The 3,206-nt window shown below is 39.7% G+C and carries 6 protein-coding genes; 5 read left to right on the top strand and 1 reads right to left on the bottom strand.

Annotated features, from left to right (window positions below):
- The coding region (locus tag QZ359_RS06885) for a helix-turn-helix transcriptional regulator (RefSeq protein WP_293964587.1) at positions 1–216 on the bottom strand (216 nt) is incomplete at its 3' end.
- A gap of 206 nt (positions 217–422) precedes the next feature.
- Here QZ359_RS06885 and QZ359_RS06880 point away from each other — a divergent pair.
- The 5 genes from QZ359_RS06880 (at position 423) to QZ359_RS06860 (ending at position 3,119) form a co-directional block, all read left to right on the top strand.
- Entirely contained in the window at positions 423–623 is a 201-nt protein-coding gene (locus tag QZ359_RS06880; protein WP_000040971.1) for a transcriptional regulator, read from the top strand.
- A gap of 15 nt (positions 624–638) precedes the next feature.
- Positions 639–1,415: a BRO family protein gene (locus QZ359_RS06875; RefSeq protein WP_261058664.1), complete on the top strand. Its 777-nt coding sequence runs from the start codon at positions 639–641 to the stop codon at positions 1,413–1,415.
- Positions 1,406–2,032, top strand: a complete 627-nt coding sequence (locus QZ359_RS06870; RefSeq protein ID WP_261058666.1) for a Rha family transcriptional regulator — start codon at positions 1,406–1,408, stop codon at positions 2,030–2,032. Before QZ359_RS06875 ends, QZ359_RS06870 begins: the two co-directional genes overlap by 10 nt.
- Before the next feature lie 437 nt (positions 2,033–2,469).
- The gene (locus QZ359_RS06865; RefSeq protein WP_261058668.1) at positions 2,470–2,922 is read left to right on the top strand and encodes a hypothetical protein; all 453 of its coding nucleotides are present in this window, start codon (positions 2,470–2,472) and stop codon (positions 2,920–2,922) included.
- Positions 2,919–3,119: a hypothetical protein gene (locus QZ359_RS06860; protein WP_261058675.1), complete on the top strand. Its 201-nt coding sequence runs from the start codon at positions 2,919–2,921 to the stop codon at positions 3,117–3,119. The genes QZ359_RS06865 and QZ359_RS06860 overlap by 4 nt, the downstream gene beginning before the upstream one ends.
- The last annotated feature ends 87 nt before the right edge of the window (positions 3,120–3,206 follow it).

The following is a 3,206-nucleotide window of genomic DNA, read 5'->3' as shown; positions in this document are numbered from 1 at the left end:
CAGATGTGTATAAGAGACAGCTCTATACTCACTATACCCCAACAGATATCCAACGCTTACCCCGAAGTAGTCAGCTAGTTGCTGGGCTTTTTCTGGTTTTATTTGGCTTTCTCCGTTTTCCCAATTTTGAAGAGTCCGATAATGAACCCCAATATTTTCAGCTAACTCTTTTTGAGATAGCTTTTTTTCTTGTCTTAATTCTTTCAATCTATTCATGCTTTATCACACCTTTCACAGAAGATTATATACTATATCTTAGAAAAAGTACATTTTTTTTGTGCAAAAATTAAAAAAACAGTTGACAATAGAAAAAATATTGTGTATCATACAAATCAAGCACATTAAAAATGTGCACAGCCCCTCCAACCTTTCACACTTTCAATCTATTCATGGAGGGGGATTTTTTAGAAAGGGGGAAACCTATGAGCAAACTACGAGGCTATCGAGTTATGTTAGGATTAACTCAGCAACAAATGGCGGACAATCTAAAAATTTCTTTGCAGTCGTACAACAACAAAGAATTAGGTAAAACGCCATTTAACGACAAGGAACGTCTAGCGATTAAGTCAATGGTTGCAGAAATCAAATCAGATATAACCATAGATGAACTATTTTATAGCTAGAAAGGCAGGCAAGCAATGAAGAGGAACTATACAAGGGTCATCGATGAAATGCGAACCACTCACGGGTTGAACTTGGTAGCTATTGGCCAACGAATAGGCATAGACCCCCGAACAGTTGGCAAGTGGGCACAGGGCAAGCATAAGCCCAACAAGGAAAGCAGAAAAAGGCTAAACAAGTTATACAGAGAGGTTAAGCAAGACATGACAACACAAGTAAGTATTTTTGAAGAGACAACAGACCAAGGGCAACTATTGCAGGTTGTCACTACTACTATTATTCACGGTCAACCATTGGACATCTACGGCAGTGAACAAGAACCGCTATTTTTAGCTAGGGCGATTGCTGAGATGATTGACTACAGCAAAACATCACAAGGATATTATGATGTGCAATCAATGCTAAGAAAAGTAGATGAAGATGAAAAAGTAAAAGGGACGCCTTTGGACGGTACTACGGAAACTTTCCGTAGTGGTCAACAAGTTTGGTTTTTAACTGAGCATGGACTCTATGAGGTGCTTATGAGGTCAACCAAACCAAAAGCCAAAGAGTTTAAAAAAGTAATCAAGCACATTCTGAAAGAAATCCGACTAAACGGCTACTACATGGCTGGGGAATTGGTGGAAGAACCACAGACCACTATAAAAGCCCCTAACACGTTGGTAGAGGCAGAGCGGTATTATATCGATACACTAGCCAAAGCCATTGCAGAGGCTCAAAATATGGACGAGAAGAGCCGTCTGACAAGCAAGTTAACCAAATTCATGCAGGAGGTAGAACCACAATGGAATTAGTCTATATGGACGGTAAAAAAGAGCCGTATACACTGAGCAGTATTGTGGCAGAATGCACGGGATTGCAACATCACACAATCACCAAGACGATCCGCAAACATCAAGCAAGATTTGAACAGTTCGGAAAGGTTGGATTTAAAATCCAAGCTATGGAAAGTGGCCAGAATACCAAGGACTATATTTTGAACGAACAACAAGCGACCTTGTTAGTTACATTCTTAAAGAACACCGAGCAAGTGGCCAACTTCAAAACCAACCTAGTCAAAGCATTCTTTGAAATGCGTGAGGAGCTTTCTAAGTTTCGTATGCAGAGGGCGCTAGAAAAGCCAAAAAGAAAAACACTGCATGACAGTATAGAAACATGGACTAATGCACCCAAGCACGCGCATAGCACCATGAACAACCTGCTACTAAAAGCAGTAACTGACAGGAACGCTAAGCAGTTAAGGGAAGAACGTGGGGGCTATAATGGCATTGATAGCTTGACAAGTGACGAGCTGGAGCAATACCAGGCATTTGAGGACATGGTAATAGCCATGATTGGCTTGAATATGAGTTATCAGGAAATCAAGGCTATGGTATTCAGAAATAAAAAAACACGCCAAAGAAGCGCATGAGAGCAACAAAAAAAGGCTTAGCAATAACCACACCGCAGAGCCTTTCACACTAACACTAAAACGAATTTAACAAAAAGCAGGCAAGCCATTATCAAAGAGGTTTTAGTAAAGATTTATACCTAGATTATAGCATATTTAGGGCAATTTGACCATACGGAGAGCGCCAACTCTTAAAACTGTACTTTCTCACGCTTTCAATTTGGCGACTCTGAGCGTGAAGATATCGTTTATAAGAAACAACTCAAAAAGCCCCACGCTCTCGGTCGGCAAACTTCTGAGCGTGAGGAACTTCATTGCAAGAAAAACTGTATAAGAAACAACCATTCCCCCCCCACACTCGCCATCGCCCAACTTTGAGTGTGAGGATATCCTGGATAGTAAAAAGCATTAAAAAGCCATCAGAGCAATTACACAACATAGAAACATAGGTAAAAAACATGACAGAAACAACATACGATATTATCGCTAAAAGCTTGGATAGAATTAGTATGGAATTACACCAAGCAGACGAAAACAATGATTTTTTCAGAATAGGACTCTTATCAGCACAATTAAAAGCTGTCAAAGAAAATTTACACCGCTTGCTTTGGATTGAACTTCCTGAATTGAATGACAGCCATAAAATCGAGGCAGTTTCTAAAAGCACTACGGGAATGTTTTTCCACCCTGGTATTTTTGAGATGGACGCTATGCGACAAGCATTCTTTAAACGCCAAGCTATGCACTTTTTTGAGAACGAAGCAGAGCAACAGGCGTATATAGAGCATGTTGAGAAGGAGTATTTAGGGGCTACTGTAACCTTTAAAGATATTCTTTTTAACTCTAAAAATGGAACTCAGAGAGTAAATAAAAGTTGTCTTATAGAGAAGTTTGAGGAGGCAATGCAATGACACTAGACTTAAACAACATGACACAAGCAGAATTTGATGAAGTAATGGCTGAAATCAAGGCAGAACGCCCCAGCGTCTTTCAGTTTATTGCTGATTTTTTAGATAGAAAGGTAACACCCAAAGAGGTAGATGAGTTTTTGAAGATGGAGCGAACTGATCAAGTGGACTATATCAAGAATTACAAAGCGAGGGCATGACATGAATGAATTAGATTTGACCAATACACAGGCGGTAATCTTTATGGTGGTATTGATTGGCTTACTGCTTTATTTAAACCATCGAGA

Source organism: Streptococcus sp. (genome assembly GCF_019414905.1).
In the GTDB taxonomy this organism is placed as follows: domain Bacteria; phylum Bacillota; class Bacilli; order Lactobacillales; family Streptococcaceae; genus Streptococcus.
This window is presented reverse-complemented; position numbering and strand designations above follow the sequence as displayed.